At 73.3% G+C, this 16,379-nt stretch carries 13 protein-coding genes; 11 read left to right on the top strand and 2 right to left on the bottom strand.

Annotated features, from left to right (window positions below; translation table 11 throughout):
* The first annotated feature begins 122 nt into the window (after positions 1-122).
* The 6 genes from ABD901_RS26470 to ABD901_RS26495 all read left to right on the top strand — a co-directional run bounded on the left by ABD901_RS26470 (position 123) and on the right by ABD901_RS26495 (position 8,281).
* Positions 123-1,262 (top strand): type III PLP-dependent enzyme, encoded by a 1,140-nt coding sequence (locus ABD901_RS26470; protein WP_345130209.1) that lies wholly within the window; start codon positions 123-125, stop codon positions 1,260-1,262.
* 46 nt (positions 1,263-1,308) lie between these two features.
* A complete protein-coding gene (locus tag ABD901_RS26475; RefSeq protein ID WP_345130211.1) occupies positions 1,309-3,717 on the top strand; it encodes a penicillin acylase family protein in 2,409 nt (802 codons plus the stop codon).
* A gap of 119 nt (positions 3,718-3,836) precedes the next feature.
* The gene (locus ABD901_RS26480; RefSeq protein WP_345130215.1) at positions 3,837-5,258 is read left to right on the top strand and encodes an EAL domain-containing protein; all 1,422 of its coding nucleotides are present in this window, start codon (positions 3,837-3,839) and stop codon (positions 5,256-5,258) included.
* Positions 5,259-5,403: 145 nt separating this feature from the next.
* The gene (locus ABD901_RS26485) at positions 5,404-6,633 is read left to right on the top strand and encodes a vWA domain-containing protein (protein ID WP_345130217.1); all 1,230 of its coding nucleotides are present in this window, start codon (positions 5,404-5,406) and stop codon (positions 6,631-6,633) included.
* Positions 6,630-7,586, top strand: coding sequence for an ARPP-1 family domain-containing protein (locus tag ABD901_RS26490; protein ID WP_345130220.1), 957 nt, complete (start codon positions 6,630-6,632; stop codon positions 7,584-7,586). The genes ABD901_RS26485 and ABD901_RS26490 overlap by 4 nt, the downstream gene beginning before the upstream one ends.
* A 224-nt stretch (positions 7,587-7,810) precedes the next feature.
* Complete coding sequence (locus tag ABD901_RS26495; RefSeq protein WP_345130222.1) at positions 7,811-8,281, top strand: hypothetical protein; 471 nt, start codon at positions 7,811-7,813, stop codon at positions 8,279-8,281.
* Here the strand turns inward: ABD901_RS26495 and otsB are convergent.
* A complete protein-coding gene (otsB, locus tag ABD901_RS26500; protein WP_345130224.1) occupies positions 8,262-9,089 on the bottom strand; it encodes a trehalose-phosphatase in 828 nt (275 codons plus the stop codon). The two genes, ABD901_RS26495 and otsB, sit on opposite strands and share 20 nt — an antisense overlap.
* A gap of 117 nt (positions 9,090-9,206) precedes the next feature.
* On the opposite strand from otsB, the gene ABD901_RS26505 reads away from it, so the two are divergent.
* Positions 9,207-10,625: an APC family permease gene (locus tag ABD901_RS26505; protein WP_345130226.1), complete on the top strand. Its 1,419-nt coding sequence runs from the start codon at positions 9,207-9,209 to the stop codon at positions 10,623-10,625.
* Between the two features lie 108 nt (positions 10,626-10,733).
* On the opposite strand, the gene ABD901_RS26510 is transcribed toward ABD901_RS26505, so the two are convergent.
* Complete coding sequence (locus tag ABD901_RS26510; RefSeq protein ID WP_345130228.1) at positions 10,734-11,609, bottom strand: diacylglycerol/lipid kinase family protein; 876 nt, start codon at positions 11,607-11,609, stop codon at positions 10,734-10,736.
* 65 nt (positions 11,610-11,674) lie between these two features.
* Between ABD901_RS26510 and ABD901_RS26515 the strand changes: the two genes are divergently transcribed.
* The 4 genes from ABD901_RS26515 (at position 11,675) to ABD901_RS26530 (ending at position 16,309) form a co-directional block, all read left to right on the top strand.
* Positions 11,675-12,484 (top strand): SAM-dependent methyltransferase, encoded by an 810-nt coding sequence (locus ABD901_RS26515; protein ID WP_345130230.1) that lies wholly within the window; start codon positions 11,675-11,677, stop codon positions 12,482-12,484.
* A gap of 443 nt (positions 12,485-12,927) precedes the next feature.
* Positions 12,928-13,452: a PadR family transcriptional regulator gene (locus tag ABD901_RS26520; RefSeq protein ID WP_345130233.1), complete on the top strand. Its 525-nt coding sequence runs from the start codon at positions 12,928-12,930 to the stop codon at positions 13,450-13,452.
* A complete protein-coding gene (locus ABD901_RS26525; RefSeq protein WP_345130235.1) occupies positions 13,449-14,135 on the top strand; it encodes an ABC transporter ATP-binding protein in 687 nt (228 codons plus the stop codon). The genes ABD901_RS26520 and ABD901_RS26525 overlap by 4 nt, the downstream gene beginning before the upstream one ends.
* Positions 14,132-16,309 (top strand): FtsX-like permease family protein, encoded by a 2,178-nt coding sequence (locus tag ABD901_RS26530; protein WP_345130237.1) that lies wholly within the window; start codon positions 14,132-14,134, stop codon positions 16,307-16,309. The genes ABD901_RS26525 and ABD901_RS26530 overlap by 4 nt, the downstream gene beginning before the upstream one ends.
* Positions 16,310-16,379 lie beyond the last annotated feature (70 nt).

Genomic DNA, 16,379 nt, shown 5'->3' on the forward strand with positions numbered 1-16,379 from the left:
TGTTCCGGGGGTGGCAGTCGATCAACTGTCTTCGATCGATTGTGTATTGAGAGTAGTCCAAGTGTCACCGAGTGCAATATGGTGACTTCATTCCGTCGCCATTTGCGATCTCCGGAGGGTCCATGGACCGCCACGACGGCCCACCGCCAGCCCCCGAACTCGTCATTGACCTCGACCGGGTCGCCGCCGCATTCCGGACGCTCACCGCCGGTTTGCCAGGTGTCAATGTGCACTTCGCCATGAAATCGAATCCGCACCCGGAGATCCTGGCGCTGCTGCACGCGCTCGGGTGCCGCTTCGAGATCGCATCGGCGACCGAGCTCGACGCGCTGCTGGCGATCGGCGCCGATCCGGCGCAGGTGCTGTCGAGCAACCCGGTCAAGCCGATCGCGCACATCGCCCGCCAGCACGCGGCCGGGGTGTGGCGCTTCGCGTTCGACTCCGAGGACGAGCTGGACAAGCTCGCCGCGGCGGCGCCCGGCGCGGCGGTGCTCGTGCGGCTGGCCGCGCACCAGATCCGCAGCGGCGTGCCGAGCGAGGGCAAGTTCGGCGTCGACGTCGACGCCGCGGTGACGCTCATGCTCGCCGCCCGCGAGCGCGGCCTGCGCCCCTACGGCGCGGCCTTCCACGTCGGCTCGCAGATGCTCCTGCCGCATGCCTGGCGGGCACCGCTGCGCGCCGTCGCGTACGTCATGAACAAATTGGCCGCCGAAAATGTCTTCTTGCACATGGTGAACCTCGGCGGCGGATTTCCGGCACGGTACGCCGGCAGGACGCCGCCGATGACCGACTATTGGGCGACGATCGGCGCCGGCCTTGCGCAGCTGCCCTATCCCGTCGCCGCCGTCTGCGAGCCCGGCCGCGCCCTCGTAGCGGAGGCCGGCCGGCTCCGCGCGAACGTGATCGGCACCGCCGTGCGGGGCGGGCGGCGCTGGGCGCACCTGGACGTGGGCGCCTTCAACGGGCTCATGGAGAGCCTCGAAACCGGCAACCAGCTGCGGTTTCCCGCCTCCGACTCGCGGGGCAGCGCGCGGCGCGACCGGTTCCACCTCACCGGGCCGACGTGCGACAGCCAGGACACGATCATGTTCGACGTCGAGCTGTCGGCGGACCTGCGCACCGGCGACCAGGTATACCTCGACGGCACCGGTGCGTATACCACAGTATATGCCTCAAGATTCAACGGCTTCGATGTGCCTGCTGTGCGTTGTGTGACTGGTGTGGCCATTGAAACCAGTGATAACGCTGCGTACTGTGGTTGATGCGTTCAGTTTCCGCGAAGCTCCCGTGTACTTTGTCGGAGGAACCGTGTCCCGAACCCGCCGGGTCGTCAACGCGCTCGCCGCCGCCGCGCTCTTAGCCCCCGCCGTCGTCGTCGCCACGGCCGATCCGGCCGCCGCGGCCGCCGATGCGGTCGCCTCCGGCGGGTACGCCGCCGTCATCAAACGCACCTCCTACGGCGTGCCGCACATCAGCGCCAACAGCATCGGCAGCGTCGCCTTCGGCCAGGCATGGGCCTACGCCGAGGACCGCTTCTGCGACCTCGCCGACCAGATCGTCAAGGTGCGCGGCGAGCGCTCCCGCTGGTTCGGCCCCGGACCGGACGGCGCCAACCTCGCCACCGACTTCGCCTACGGCTCCCTCGGCCTCTACGACCGCGCCCGCACCCAGCTCGCGCAGCTGCAGCCCGAGGAGCTGCAGATCGTCAACGGCTACGTGCGCGGCTACAACGCCTTCCTGGCCACCCGGGGCGCCGCGCGCGTGCCCGGCTGGTGCGCCGGGCAGCCGTGGATCGCGCCGATCACCAATGTGGACCTGCTGGCCTACGAGCGCGACATCGCCCTACTCGCCAGCGGCGGCGCGCTGCTCGCCCCGATCGCCGCGGCCACGCCGCCGAGCGCGGCCGCGGCGCTGCCGATCTCGCCGGCGCTCACCCGCGACGGCGTGGAGCAGCTGACCGGCCAGAGCAAGTCGCTGTCCAGCAACGGCTGGGCCCTGGGCGCCGACAAGTCGCAGAGCGGCAAGGGCATGCTCATCGGCAACCCGCACTTCCCGTGGGAGGGCGAGCTGCGCTTCTGGGAGTCGCAGCTGACGGTCGCCGGCAACGTCAACGTCTACGGCGCGAGCCTGGGCGGCCTGCCCGGCGTGCAGATCGGCTTCACCGACAAGGTCGCGTGGACGCACACGATCGCCGCCGGCTCGCGCTACACGTTCTACCTGATGACGCTCGACCCGTCGTCGCCGACGAAGTACATCGTCGACGGACAGTCCGAGGCGATGACCGGCAAGTCGGTCACCGTCAAGGTCAAGCAGCCCAACGGCTCGCTGCAGAGCCTCACCCGCACCATGTGGTCGACGCGCTACGGCCCGGTCCTGGACCTCTCGGCCATCGACCCGTCGCTGGGCTGGAACGGGCAGACCGCGATCAGCTACCGCGACGCCAACATCGACAACGACCGGCTGACCCGGGTCTGGTGGAACATGGCCCGCGCCACCGACGTCAACGGGCTGCGCGCCTCGATCTCGCGCGACCAGGGCATCCCGTGGGTCAACACGATCGCGACCGACTCCTCCGGCAACGCCTTCTACGTCGACTCCTCGCCGACGCCCAACCTCTCGCCGGCCTCGCTCGCCGAGTGGTCGAGCAACCCCCTCGGCCTGCTCGACGGCAGCAACAGCGCCAACGCCTGGGTCGTCGCGCCCGGCGCCCGCTCGCCCGGCCTCGTGCCGTTCGCGCAACAGCCGCAGCTGCAGCGCCGCGACTACGTGTTCAACTCCAACGACAGCCACTGGGTGCCCAACGCCAACCAGTTCCTGACCGGCTTCACGCCGCTGCAGGGCCCGGAGGGCACGCCGCTGACGGTGCGCACCCGGCAGAACGTGAAGCTCATCAACAGCGCCGCGAAGTTCGACCTCGCCGGCCTGGGCACCACGATTCTGTCCGGCGACACGTACACCGCCGCGCAGCTGGCCGCCTACACCGTCACCGCCTGCCGGGCCCGCGGCAGCAGGCCCGTGGTCGTGGACGGCGCGAGCGTCGACGTCAGCCCCGGCTGCACCGTGCTTGCCAACTGGGACAAGCAGTTCGAGCTCGCCAGCCGCGGCGCGGTGCTGTGGCGGGAGACCGTCGGCGCCGTCGTGGCGAACAACCCGGGCGCGCTGGACGACGCCGGTGCCCTGTTCGGCACGCCGTTCAACCCCGCCGACCCGACCCGCACCCCGCGCGGCGGGCCCTCGTCGCCGGACGAGCTGCTGGCCGGGCTGGCCCGGGCCATCCTGCGGATGCGGGCCGTCGGCCTCGCGCTCAACGTGCCGATGTCCCAGGTGCAGTACACCGTGAAGAACGGCCAGAAGATCCCGGTGCCCGGCTCGACGGAGAACATCGGCATCGCGAACATGGCGCAGTACCAGCCCCTGCCGGGCTCGTCCCTGGAGCCGTTCATGGACCCGGGCACCTTCGTCGCCGGCAGCGACCTCACCGACAAGGGCTACGTCGTGAACTACGGGACCAGCTTCCTGCTGACCCTGGCGTACACGTCGAGCGGGCCGTCGGCCAAGTGCATCCTCACCTTCAGCGAGTCCGGCGACAGCGCCTCGTCGCACTACACCGACCAGACGCAGCTGTACTCCCAGAAGAAGCTGCGCGACTGCCGGTACTCGGACTCGGCGATCAGCGCCGACACCCAGTCGGTCGAGGTGATCGCGGCCACCGCCTGATCCACCGCCCCCGATCTCCGGATACAGGGCCCTGACCTGCTCGGCTGGTTTGCCGGGCGGGTCAGGGTCTAGGGTCTCGGTGAGCGGGGCACACGGCGGTGTCGAGCCGGGAGGTTGGCATGCAGGCCCAGGACCGGCCCAACATTCCGCTCCCAGCCACCGCGATGTCACCCTCCGTGTCCGTGCCGGTACCGGCGCCGCTGCGGCCCTCGTCGTTCCGCTCCCGCGTCTCCTGGGTCGGCCGCACCCTGGCGCCACGATCGCGCCGCGCCGCCACGATCGCCCCGGCCGCCTTCGACGACGAGACCACCGAGGACATCACGGCCCACACGGCCGGGGGAGCCTGGGCCATCGAACGGGTGCTCGCCGAGCGGGCCGTCGAGCCGCTGTTCCAGCCGATCGTCGAGCTGCACTCGCTGCGGCCCGTCGGCGTGGAGGCGCTCGCGCGCGGGCCCGCCGGCAGCGCCGTGCAGCGCCCGCGGGCGCTGTTCGCGGCCGCCGTCGCGGCCGGGCGCCTCGCGGAGCTCGACACGCTGTGCGCCGAACGGGCCCTCGAAGTGGCGCGGGGCGCGCCGGTGCCGCCGCCGCTCGTGTTCGTCAACGCGGAGCCGGCCGTCGTCGACCAGCCGCTGTCGGCGCGGCTGCTGGAGCTCATGACCGACGGGCCGCCGTTCCGGATGGTCCTGGAGTACACCGAACGCGCCCTGTCGTCCCGGCCGGCGGCGCTGCTGCAGCTCGCCGCGGCGATTCAGGCGCACGGGCACGGGCTCGCCCTCGACGACGTCGGCGCCGACCCGATGTCGCTGGCCTTCCTGCCGCTGCTCGAGCCCGAGGTCGTGAAGCTCGACCTGCAGCTGCTGCGGGCGCCGCACGCGCCGCGGACCGTGGAGGTGGCCGCGGCGGTCAGCGCCGTCGCGGAGCAGACCGGCGCGCTCATCGTCGCCGAGGGCATCGAGACCGCCGAGGACCTCGCCAACGCCAGGGCGCTCGGCGCCCACTGGGGGCAGGGGCTGCTGTTCGGCGGCCCGGCCCCGATCGAGCGAATGGCGCCGGGCGAGGCCGGTGCCGCCGCGGTCCTGCGCCCGTCGCGGCCCGGCCTGCACCTGCCGGCCGGCACGCCGTTCGAGGCGGCCGCGGCGCGGGGCAAGGCGCGCACCGGCACCGCCGAGGCGTTCGCCGCGCACCTCGAGCACGTGCTGCGCCGGGCCGGCTCGGGCGCGGTGGTCCTCGCCTCGTGCACCGACGCGGACACGGCGCGCTCGTGGCTGCCGTCGCTGCACGGCCTGTCGGAGCTGGCCGCGTTCGTCGGCCTGGTCGCGCCCGTGCACCCGGCGTCCGTCGGCCCGAACGTCCACTTCGCCCCCGGCCCGTCCACTGTGGACTCCGCGACGGAGGAGTGCGCGGTGGTCGTCGTCGCGCCCCGCTACACGGCGGCGCTGTGCGGCCGGGGAACCCGCGACGCGCCGGCCTTCGCGCACACCGAGGATCGCGCGCTCGTCGCCTCGATCGCGCGCATCATCCTGCAGCAGCTGCCCCGCTGAGGTTTGTTCCTGGCACCACGGACGTGGCAGCGAAGCGGTGTCTGGTGGGAACAACGGTCGTGCGTTGCACGGACCCGAGTCCATAAAGGACAACACAACGAAAACCGCTGGCTCCACCGATTTTCTGGTCCCTAACGTCATCGGGGTGACCAACACCTTCGTGCACCACCTCCAGCACCATGACGGGGTGCTGCGGGTGCCGCGCGCCGGCGCCGTCGTCTGGGACGACGAGGAGCTGCACGTCGCGGCGCACCGCGCCGACCCCGAGGGCTACGCGCTGTCCGCGCTCGCGCCGGGCGCGCTGGCCGGGCAGCGCGCCCGGATCCTGCTGCGCCTGCTCACCGCCTCCTGGGCGGGGATCGAGCCGGGCACGCGGGACACCCTGAACCGGGTGACCCGGGTCCTCGCGCTCGGGCTGCCGCCCGCCGACGTGCTCACCGTGCTGCTCGCGGCGCGCCGGCGGCGGGCCAACCACAAGCACGTCACGCGCACCACGCTGGCCGTGCTGTTCGAGCACCCGCACGCCGCGGAGCTGATCCGGGCTCGGCGCGGCATGGCCGTGGACTGTTTCGAGCACGCGCTGGGCAAGGCGACCGCGCGCGGGCGGTACGCCGCCGGTGGCGTCGCCGCGCTCTACGAGCCCGCGGGGACGGCCGTGCTCGCGCCGCCGCCGGCCACGCTCGACCTGGACCTCGCGGGGGAGCGGCCCGGCACGGTGACCGCCACCAACCGGGGCGACCTCGCCGCGACGCTCGTGCACGCCCTGCGCGGCGGGCCGAGCGCCGAGCTCGAGGCGGCCGCCGACGGCTACGCGCGCGCACTCACCGACGGCATGCCGCGCTACGGCGGGCGGATCGCGCTCGTCGTGGACGCCTCCGCGTCGATGCGCGGCTACGGCAACCGCGAGTGGGCCGTGATGTCGCAGGTCGCCGCGCTGCGGATGGTCCTGGACCGGCTGTGCGAGCGGCTGGTCGTGGTCCAGGCCGGCGGGCTGCCGGACGGGCGGCCGGGCGGGCACACCGACCTCGCCGGCGCGGTGCTCGACGCCGTCGCGCACGAGCCCGACGTCGTGGCCGTCGCCTCCGACGGCTACGAGAACGTGTACCCGGGCGACCTGGCCCGGGTGGCCGCCGCGCTGCCGGGCGCCGGGGTGCGCGCGCCGGTCGTGTTCTGCCAGGCCGCGTTCGGCCGGGCCGACGACCTGTCGCTGCGCCGCGCCGCCGACGGGCTGCCGCTGCGCACCTTCTGGCACTCGGCGGACCTCGCCGCGCTCGTGCTGTGGATGCTGTCCCATGTGGACGGTGCCGAGGCCGGCCGGTGGATCGGCCGGGAGCTGCGGCGCCGACTCGACGTATTGGAGGTTCAGCTGCGATGAACCAGCTCGCCATGCTCCCGCGCGCGGTCGACGCGTCGGGCTTCCGCCTCGGCACGCCGCAGCGGGCCGGCACGCTCACCATGGTGCCGGTCTTCGGCCCGGCCTACCCGGGGATCGTGCCGCCGCGCAGCGGGCTGAAGCTCAGCCGGGTCGTGCACTACGGCCAGGTGGAGCTGACCAACCCGGCCTCGTCCGGTGTCGCCATCGTGCCGCTGCACGTCGGCTACATCCAGGACGCGGCGCAGAACCACGCCCTGTGCCGTTCGGCGTTCATCGCCGCCGGGCAGACGCTGCGCTTCGACGACGCCTGCTGCGTGCAGGAATCGCAGGGCGGCTACCTCGCCGGCCGGGACGACCAGTGGTTCTTCGTCCTGCCGGTGGAGCTGCGGGCGGCGGCGCTGCGCCAGCGGGGCGTCGCGCAGTACAGCAAGCTGTGGTCGGCGATCGGCTCGTTCAACGGCCGCTACGGCCTGCCGGCGCGCGGGCACCTCGAGCAGGTGCTCACGCGGCAGCGGGCCGGGCTCACCCAGTTCCAGAGCCGCCTCGAGCCGCTCGACGGGCAGCTGGGCGCGCTGTTCTTCGTCGGCGGCGCGCTCGCCGGGGTGGAGATCGCGCCCGACCCGGCGTACTTCGCCGAGGTCTGGACGGCCCTGGCCTGCTTCGCCTACGGCCCGGCCGCCTGGTTCTCGGCGGGCGAGCCCGGCGAGGGCGCCGCCCTGAGCGCGACCAGCGTCGACGGGCTGCGGGCCGAGCTCGCGGCGCGCCGCCGCGGGGTGGCCGACGAGGTCGCCGAGTGGCTGGCGCGCGCCGCGTGGCAGCCGGGGGAGCCGGTCGAGGAGGAGCGCTACCTCGGCCTGCGCCTGTCCACCGTGGACAGCGGCCCGGTCGCCGGGCAGTACGTGACCGACGGCGACCGGCTCGTCTACGCGTCGTTGTTCGCGACCGCGGCGTAAATGCTTTGACCGCAACGGTTCGCCGGCGGTTGAATAGAGGACATGCGGGACTGAGTCAGGCCCGGCGACAGCCCCTCCGATTCCACATCGGGGTAACCGAGGGATTGCCTGAGAAGCAATAAACCTAGTCAATGCCGCACCGGCGCTGGCCGCCTGCCCGCACCAACCTGAGCCCCGGCTCCCCGGCAACGGGGGGCCGGGGCTTGATCGTTATCATCCGGCGCATGGGATTCTGGGGATACGTTGCCGCGGCCCGCACGCCGGACCCGGCCGCCCTTGGCGTCGCGATCGGCGCCGTGCTCAGCGACGACGACCTCGGCGGGGGCTGGCGGCTGTTCCAGGCCGAGGGCAAGGGCGACCCGGGGCGGCTCGCCCGGTCGATCGCCGAGCGGACCGGCGCACCGGCGCTGGCCGCGTTTGTGCTGGACAGCGACTGCGCCATCCTCGCCGCCGCCACCGGCCCCGGCGAGGCCCGGCAGGTCGCCGTCAACCCGCAGCTGCTGGAGGACTACGGCCCCCCGGAGGACGAGGAGCTGCTCGACGGTGCCGAGGCCGTCGCCGCGCTCGTCGCGTGGGCCGAGGCCGCCGGCTTCGAGCCGGACCCCGACGCGGTCGCCGCCGCGCTGGACGCCGACGAGACCTTCGTCGAGGAGAAGCTCACCGCGCTCGCCGAGGTTATTTCAGGCGCTCGTTGAGGCCCTCGAGAAACTCGAGCACGCCAGGCGGCCCGTCGACGATGAGATCGGCGCGGGCCGCCAGCTGCGGCACCTCGTCCGACCCGCTGCACACCTTCAGCCCGGCCACGCCCGCCTCCCGCAGCCGCTCGACGGCGTCGAAGGCGGCCAGGTCGCCGAGGTCGTCGCCGAAGTAGGCCACCGAACGGGCGCGGTGCCGCCCGACGATCGCCTCCAGCGCGTGGCCCTTGTCCACGCCGGGCGGGCGCAGCTCCAGCACCATCCGGCCCGGCTCCAGCGCGAGCCCGTGCCGGCCGGCCAGCTCCCGCAGCGGCTCGCGCAGCGCCTCGAGCGCCGCCTGCGGCTCGTCGGCCCGGCGGGTGTGCACCGCCACCGACATCGCCTTGTCCTCGACGGCCACGCCGCGCAGGTGCGGCCGGTCCAGCAGCGCCGGCAGCTCGGCGCGGGCCGCCGCCACCCCGGGCGGCACCGGCTCGGACACCACCGAGCGGCTCTCCCAGTCCCAGCGCTGCATCCCGTAGAGCCCGAAGATCGCGAAGTGCTCCAGCGCGGCCAGGTCGCCGAGGTCCCCGAGGCGCAGGACCGCCTCCACCGGGCGCCCGGTGATGATCGAGACCGAGCCGATCAGCTCGGCGAGGCGCCCCAGCGCGGCCACCATGCCGGGAAACGGCCGCGACTGCCCCGGGTCGGCGACGATCGGCGACAGCACGCCGTCGAAGTCGAAGGCCAGCGACGCCTCCCGCGGGCGGTCCAGGATCGCGGCCAACCCGGCGGCCCCGGCCGCCGAGTCCGGGGTCCTCAGCACCATGTACCGAAGGCTACCGGACGCCACCCCGGGGTGACCCGACGGTGACGCGGCGCACAGCCGCGTAGCTTTTTCGTCAAGAACATGGCCCCCGCGCCCGGCCGGCGCTGTGATGCCGCCATGAGCTCGGTGAGCGCGGGGGATCGACACCGCTTGACGGTGCTGGGCGGGCTGGCGGCGCTGTCGCTCGATGCGATGGCGTCCGTCGCGTACGGGCCGGAGGCGGTGGTGCTCGTCCTCGCCGCAGCCGGGAGCGCCGGGCTCGGGTACGCGCTGCCGGTCACCGCCGCCATCGCGCTGCTGCTGGCCGTGCTCACCCTGTCGTACCGGCAGGTGATCGCCGCCTTCCCCGACGGCGGCGGCGCGTACGCCGTCGCGAAGGCCCGCCTCGGCCGCCGCGCGAGCCTCGTCGCCGCCGCCTCCCTCGTCGTGGACTACGTGCTCAACGTCGCCGTCTCCGTCGCCGCCGGCGTCGCCGCGCTCACCGCCGCCTTCCCGGCGCTGCTGCCGTACACCGTCGAGCTGTGCCTCGGCGTGCTGGCCGCGATCACCGCGGTCAACCTGCGCGGCGTCGCGCACAGCGCCCGCGCGTTCATGCTGCCCACCGCGGTGTTCGTCGGCTCGGTCGGCGTCGTGGTCGTGCTCGGCCTGCTGCGGAGCGCGCCGCCGTCGCCGCCGTCGCTCTCGGGCTCCGTCGGGCCGCTGCTGCTGCTCAAGGCGTTCGCCAACGGCTGCGCGGCGCTCACCGGCGTGGAGGCGATCGCCAACGCCGTGCCGTCCTTCCGGGCGCCCGCCGTGCGCCGCGCCCAGCGCACCGAGGTCGCGCTCGGCGCGCTGCTGGCCGCGATGCTGCTGGGGATCGCGGCGCTGATCGCGAGGTACCACATCCATCCGCAACCCGGCACCACCGTCCTCGCGCAGATCACCGAGCGCGCCCTCGGCCACGGCGCCGGGTTCTACGTGGTGCAGGTGGCCACCACGGTCCTGCTCGCCCTCGCCGCGAACACCTCCTTCGGCGGCCTGCCGGTCCTCGCCCGCCTGCTGGCCACCGACCACTTCCTGCCGCACGTGTTCGCGTTGCGCGCCGATCGCCAGGTGTACCGCTACGGCGTCCTCGTCCTGGCCGGCGCCTCGGCCCTGTTGCTCGTGGCCGCCGGCGGCAGCATGAACGCGCTCGTGCCGCTCTTCGCCATCGGCGTCTTCATCGGCTTCACCATCGCCCAGGTCGGCATGGTCCGGCACTGGCGCGGTCGCGGCCACCGCGCGCGTCTCGTGCTCAACGCCACCGGCGCGGTGCTCACCGCGACCGTGCCCCTCGCCCTCGTTGACGCGCCGCACCGCGACCTGGGCCGCCCGATCGCCACCTTCGTCAACGCGCACTGCGCCGGCCGCCGCACGTTCGCGCTCATCGCCGAGATCGAGCCGGCGCACCCCTGGGAGCGCCTGCTGCGCAACCACCGCGGCGCCGTGATCGACCGCGCGCTGCGCCGCCACACCACCGCCATCGTGTGCCGCATGCGTTTCCGCCTCTCCTCGTGATGGAACGGCCTGGCACGCCGCAGTGGTCAGGACGCCCGATCGCTCGCCGAACAAGTAGCCCTGCGTTCGTCGCCCCGGCGCGGTCCGCCCTTGTGCGGACCGCGCCGCTCATGAGTCGGGCACGGCCAGCGTGATGGCGGCGGGTACGGCCTCGGCCTCCAGGCGCTTCACGCGCTTGCGGGCGCCGCCGTCGAGCTCCAGCAGGACGGGTTCGGCGAACTCGGCGTACACCTTCCTGGCGCTGGCGATTCGCACGAACGGTGACTTGTCGGTGCGGCCCGTTGCCATGCGGCCGATCGTGCGGGCCCACTGCAGGACGCCGTGCGCGGTGGCCACGCCGACCTCGAGGCGGCCGTCGAAAGGGCTTGCGTCGTCGAAGGCCTTGATGCCGCCGGCGATCGTGCCGATGTTGCCCAGCAGCAGGCAGGTCGACGGGCCCTCGAACCACGGCTGGTCGTCCACGTGCACGATGGTGTGGACCGGGGCGTCGCGGACGTGCCGCAGGGCCGTGCGGACGTAGGCGAAGCGGCCGGCGCGGCGCTTCAGGCGGCGGTCGGCGTCCTCGATCAGGGCCGCGTCGAAGCCGGCGCCCGCCATCACGGCGAAGTGCTCGCCCTCGATGCTGCCCAGGTCGTACCGGCGGCGCCGGCCCGTCAGGCCGATGCGCACGGCGGCGCGGATATCGCGCGGGATGCCCAGCGACGCCGCGAACAGGTTCGCCGTGCCGGCCGGCACGATCGCGACGGTGACGTCCGTGCCGGCCAGGGCGTCGACGCAGCGCTGCACCATGCCGTCGCCGCCCCAGACGAAGACGACGTCGGCGCCCGACTCGGCCGCCTTCCGGGCGTGCTTGGGTGCCTTTTTGCTCTTCGGTACCTCATGCCAGCCGAACTCGCCGACCCCGGCGCGCTGCAGCTCGCGGCGCAGCTCGGCCAGGCCGCCGCCGAGCGTCTTCTTGCGGTGTGCCACGACCGTGACGTTCACGAATGCCGCGTACCCAACGGCGGCGTCTGCCAATCGTGGCGGCCGATGACTACGATATGGCACTGATGGACACCACCGACGACGCGCTCGCCCGCATCGACACGACCGTCGCCCACCCGGCCCGGCGGTACAACTACTGGCTCGGCGGTAAGGACCATTTCGCCGCCGATCGTGCGTCCGGCGACGCCATCGCCGCCGCGATGCCGGGCGTCAAGCTCATGGCGCTGGAGAACCGCGCGTTCATGGGCCGGGCCGTGCGCTATCTGGCCGAGCAGGGCATCCGGCAGTTCCTGGACATCGGCACCGGCATCCCGGCGCCGAACAACACCCACGAGGTGGCCCAGGACGTCGATCCCTCCACGCGCGTGGTGTACGTCGACAACGACCCGATCGTGCTCACCCACGCGCGGGCGCTGCTCACGAGCGCGCCGGGCGGGACGAACGCGTACATCGACGCCGACGTCCGCGAACCCGCCTCCATCCTGTCGCACCCCGACCTGACCGCGACCCTCGACCTGTCCGAGCCGGTCGGGCTGCTGCTGGTCGCGGTGCTGCACTTCGTGCGCGAGGACGAGCACCCGCAGGAGATCATCGACGCCCTGACGGACGCCCTCGCGCCCGGCAGCTTCGTCGTCGCCTCCCACGCCACCTGGGAGTACCTGCCCGAGGAAACGATCGCCAAGCTGACCGCCAACAACCCGGACGGGCGCTTCCAGCCGCGGACCGGGACCAGGTTCGCCGAGCTGCTGTCGAAGTTCGACCTGGTCGAGCCGGGCATCACGTCGGTCGCGTACTGGCACGCCGATGACGTGCCGGGGCCGCGCCCGTCCGCCGAGGACGTCGCCTGCTACGGCGCGGTGGCCCGCATCTCCTGATGCCTCCGGGCGCCGGAGCGCGCCCCTGGCGGTGTGCCGCGCGCCCCTGGCGGTGTGCCGCGCGCCCCTGGCGGTGTGCCGCGCGCCCTTGGCGGTGTGCCGCGCGCCCTTGGTGGTGTGCCGCGCGCCCTTGGCGGTGCGCCGCGCGCCCTTGGCGGTGCGCCGCGGCGCGGGAGCGCCCGAGCGGTGTGCCCGCCGCGTGCCGTAGATGCCTGGACTCCACGATCGCGGGAGCAGGACCGCCGGCAACCGGCCGCCGTGATGACTTTCGTACCGTTTTGACGCCCGTCAGGGTATAAATCCGATAAGTTGTGGCGCGCCAGCGCCCGACTTGTCGTAAAAGTCCGAGCCGAGGTACCGCCGGGTCAAGAAATGCCGCAGATCGATGGGCTATTCCTCGGGGGTATATACCGGGTGTATATCCGTGGTGTATGGTCATCCGCATGAGCGTTCCCCTCACCCTGCTCGGGCTGCTCGAGCGCGAGCCCAGCCACGGCTACGACCTCAAACGCGACTACGACACATTCTTCGGGCGCGGGCGGCCGTTGCCGTTCGGGCAGGTGTACTCGACGCTCGGGCGGCTCGCCCGTGACGGGAAGGTCGTCATCAGCGAGGTGGCGGCGGGTGAGGGGCCGGACCGGAAGCGTTACGTCATCACCGAGCTCGGGGCGACCGAGGTCGACCAGTGGCTCACGCTGCCGGTCGAGCCGGAGCCGCACCTGCAGACGGTGCTGTTCTCGAAGGTGATGCTGTCGCTGATGCTGAACCGGCCCGCGGAGGAGTACCTCGACACGCAGCGCGCGGCGCACCTGCAGCGGATGCGCGAGCTGCACGAGATCAAGAAGGGCGACGACCTCATCGAGGCGATGCTGGCCGATCACGGGCTGTTCCACCTCGAGGCGGACCTGCGCTGGATCGAGCTGACCACGGCGCGGCTGGACCACCTCGCCGGGCTGGTGCGGCGATGAGCCCGATCATCGAGGCGCGTGACGCCGTGCTGTCGTTCGGGGAGACGCCGGCGTTGCGCGGGGCGTCGTTCGACGCCGACGCGGGGGAGATCGTCGCGATCATGGGGCCCAGCGGATCGGGGAAGACCACGCTGCTGCACTGCCTGGCGGGGATCCTCTCGCCGACGGCCGGCGAGATCCGGTTCGAGGGGCGGCGCATCGACTCGCTCGGCGAGCAGGCGCGCAGCACGCTGCGGCGGGAGCGGTTCGGGTTCGTGTTCCAGTTCGGGCAGCTGGTGCCGGAGCTGACCGTCGAGGAGAACGTCGCGCTGCCGTTGCTGCTCGGCGGGGTCAGGCGCGGTGAGGCGCTGCGGCAGGCGCGGGAGTGGCTGGAGCGGCTCGGGATCGGTGGGATGGAGCGGCGGCGCTCCGGTGAGCTGTCCGGCGGGCAGGCGCAGCGGGTGGCGCTGGCGCGCGGGATGATCAACAGGCCGCGGGTGCTGTTCGCCGACGAGCCGACCGGGTCGCTGGACTCGCTCACCGGTGAGCAGGTCATGGACCTCATGGTCGGTGCGGCGCGGGAGCACGGCACGACCGTCGTGCTCGTGACGCATGAGCCGCGGGTCGCCGTGTACGCCGACCGGGAGGTCGTCGTGCGCGACGGACGTGTGCACGCCCTCGCCGCCGGGCGGAGCGGGTCGTGATCCGCTTCGGGCTGCGCCTCGCCCTGGCCAGCGGGCGCGAGGCGTTCGTACGGTTCGTCGTCATCGCCGCCGCGGTCGCGCTCGGCGTCGGGCTGCTGCTGGCCACGGTCGGCGGGGTCCGGGGCCTCAACGCGCAGTTCAGCCGGATCGGCTGGATGGCCGCGCAGCCGTCCGCGACGGCGGCGCCGGCCGACCCGGTCGTGTGGGTGCACCGCAACGACTACTTCGGCGCGAGCGCGATCGAGCGCATCGAGGTCGGGCTGAAGGGCCCCAATCCGCCGGCCGTGCCGGGCATTCCGCGGCTGCCGGCGCCGGGGGAGTACTACGTCTCGCCCGCCCTGCACCGGCTCATCGAGGACAACCCCGTCGACCAGCTCGGCGCCCGCTTCCCGGGCCACGAGGCCGGCATCATCGCCGACTCCGGGCTCTCCTCGCCCGACGCGCTCGTCGCCGTCGTCGGGCGCACGCCCGGCGAGGTGGGCGGGATCCCCCGCGCGCGCGAGGTCACGTCGATCTCGAACGAAGGGATGGAGATCCCGACCGCCGCGCTGGACCTGGTGCTGTCCGTGATCGCCGGTGGCCTGCTCTTCCCCGTGCTCATCTTCATCGGTACCGCGACCAGGCTCAGCGCGGCCCGTCGCGAACAGCGCTTCGCCGCGATGCGCCTGGTCGGCGCGACCCCTCGGCAGGTCACGGGCCTGGCCGCCGTGGAGTCCGCGGCCGCGGCCGTGATCGGCGCCGCCGCCGGCTTCGCGCTGTTCCCGGCGCTACGGATGGCGATGGCGCAGTACCCCATCACCGGGCTGCGGCCCTATCCGGACGACCTGTCGCCGGGCTGGCTCGCGATGGTGATCGTCGCGCTCGGTGTGCCCCTCGCGGCCGCGGGCGTGTCGTGGATCGCGATGCGCCGGGTGCGCATCTCGCCGCTCGGCGTCGCCCGCCGCACCACCCCCAAGCCGCCGGGGGCGTGGCGGCTGATCCCCGTCGTCGCGGGCCTGGCGGAGCTGGCGTACTTCATCGGCCGCACCCCGCACAACTCCAACGCACAGGTCGCCGCCTTCCTGCCGGGCTTCCTGGTGATCATGAGCGGCCTCGTGCTCGCCGGCCCGTGGATCACCATGGTCGGCGCCCGGCTGATGGCGCGCCGCGCCCGGCGGCTGCCTTCCCTGGTCGCCGCCCGCCGCCTCGCCGACAACCCGCAGGCCGCGTTCCGGGCGGTCAGCGGCGTCATGCTCGGCCTGTTCGTGGTCAGCGTCGCCACCGGCGTCATCACCACGATGGTCGAGCGCCGCACGGTGCACAACGACCCGCTGTCGACCGTCACGATGTTGCAGCAGTTCCCCAACGAGGGCGGGACCGTCCCCGACGGCGTGCCGGACCGCCTGCGCGCCACCCCTGGCATCACGTTCGCCGTCACGCTGCACCGCAACCCGCACAGCGACCGCCCCGACGTGCCCTCCAACCTGATCGCGTGCTCGGAGCTGGCGAAGATTCCGCAGTACGGCAGCTGCGCACCCGGCGCCGAGACGGCCGCGATCTGGTGGGACCTGGTCGGCACCCGCCACGACTGGCCCTCCACCGGCTCGTCGACCGTCTGGCCGGCGTCGCCGATCACCGCCGCGGAGGCCGCCGCCACCCCCGTCGATATCCTGGTCGTCGGCCTGGACGGCACCGCCGCCGCGCACGAGCGGGCCCGCACGGTGCTGGAGCAGCAGTTCCCCGACTTCGAGGTCGGCCCGGCCACCGAGGTCGACTTCTCCGGCGACCAGCGCAGCCAGCTCCACCTGTACCAGCAGCTGGCCAACGCCATCATGCTCTTCAGCCTGCCGATCGCGGGCTGCAGCCTGGCGGTGAGCGTCGCGGCGGGCATCAGCGACCGCAGGAGGCCGTTCAGCCTGTTGCGGCTGACCGGGGTACCGCTGCGGATGTTGCGTCGTGTCGTGGCCCTGGAGAGCGCCGTGCCGCTGCTCGCGGTCGCGGTCCTCGCCTCGGTCACCGGCTTCGGCGCCGCGCAGCTGTTCCTGCGGGCGCAGATGGACTACACCCTGTCCCCACCGGGCTGGAGCTTCTACGCCCTGGCCGCGACCGGCCTGGCCGTGTCGCTGGCCATCATCGCCTCGACGCTACCGCTGCTGGAGCGCGTCACCGGCCCGGAGACCGCCCGCAACGAGTAGCCGCTGCCGGAATGCATCGGTCATCAGGATCGCAACGGCGCGCGAGCGGGGCCGGTAACGCCCGCTCGCG

The sequence above is a fragment of the Dactylosporangium darangshiense genome (assembly GCF_039537565.1).
Lineage (GTDB): Bacteria > Actinomycetota > Actinomycetes > Mycobacteriales > Micromonosporaceae > Dactylosporangium > Dactylosporangium darangshiense.

Excerpts from the sequence above, each read along its gene's own strand:
- ABD901_RS26520 (WP_345130233.1), top strand. The coding sequence starts at position 12,928 with ATGAGCGTTCCCCTCACCCTGCTCGGGCTGCTCGAGCGCGAGCCCAGC.
- otsB (WP_345130224.1), bottom strand. The coding sequence starts at position 9,089 with ATGGTGCTGAGGACCCCGGACTCGGCGGCCGGGGCCGCCGGGTTGGCC.
- ABD901_RS26490 (WP_345130220.1), top strand. The coding sequence starts at position 6,630 with ATGAACCAGCTCGCCATGCTCCCGCGCGCGGTCGACGCGTCGGGCTTC.
- ABD901_RS26495 (WP_345130222.1), top strand. The coding sequence starts at position 7,811 with ATGGGATTCTGGGGATACGTTGCCGCGGCCCGCACGCCGGACCCGGCC.
- ABD901_RS26505 (WP_345130226.1), top strand. The coding sequence starts at position 9,207 with ATGAGCTCGGTGAGCGCGGGGGATCGACACCGCTTGACGGTGCTGGGC.
- ABD901_RS26525 (WP_345130235.1), top strand. The coding sequence starts at position 13,449 with ATGAGCCCGATCATCGAGGCGCGTGACGCCGTGCTGTCGTTCGGGGAG.
- ABD901_RS26515 (WP_345130230.1), top strand. The coding sequence starts at position 11,675 with ATGGACACCACCGACGACGCGCTCGCCCGCATCGACACGACCGTCGCC.
- ABD901_RS26480 (WP_345130215.1), top strand. The coding sequence starts at position 3,837 with ATGCAGGCCCAGGACCGGCCCAACATTCCGCTCCCAGCCACCGCGATG.
- ABD901_RS26470 (WP_345130209.1), top strand. The coding sequence starts at position 123 with ATGGACCGCCACGACGGCCCACCGCCAGCCCCCGAACTCGTCATTGAC.